Below are 532 nucleotides of genomic sequence, written 5' to 3'. Positions count from 1 at the left end.
CTGCATGGCCACCTCCGGCCCCGGCGCGACCAACCTGGTCACCCCGATCGCCGACGCGTACATGGACTCCGTGCCGATCGTGGCCATCACCGGCCAGGTGCCGTCGTCCATGATCGGGACGGACGCCTTCCAGGAGGCGGACATCTGCGGTATCACGATGCCCATCACCAAGCACAACTACCTGGTCACGGACCCCGACGAGATCCCGCAGGTGATCGCCGAGGCCTTCCACATCGCCGCCACCGGCCGCCCCGGCCCCGTCCTGGTCGACATCACCAAGGACGCCCTGCAGGGCCGGACGACGTACCGGCACCCCGCCCCCGCCTCCGTCCGCGGCTACCGTCCGGTGACCAAGCCGCACGCCAAGCAGATCCGCGAGGCCGCGAAGATGCTGGTCTCCGCCAAGCGCCCGGTGCTCTACGTCGGCGGCGGAGTGATCAAGGCGCAGGCCACCGCCGAGCTGCGGATCCTGGCCGAGCTGACCGGCGCGCCGGTGGTCACCACGCTGATGGCGCTGGGCGCCTTCCCGGAC

Annotated in this window: 1 protein-coding gene; it reads left to right on the top strand. The window is 71.1% G+C overall.

What is annotated here, in order from left to right; all coding sequences use genetic code 11:
- Positions 1-532 (top strand): thiamine pyrophosphate-binding protein (locus VM95_RS37980; protein ID WP_244179159.1); only part of this gene is annotated, 532 nt, incomplete at both ends.

The organism is Streptomyces rubellomurinus, assembly GCF_000961885.1.
GTDB lineage: Bacteria > Actinomycetota > Actinomycetes > Streptomycetales > Streptomycetaceae > Kitasatospora > Kitasatospora rubellomurina.
Note: the sequence above shows the minus strand (reverse complement) of the source record. Positions and strands in the feature narration are given on the sequence as shown.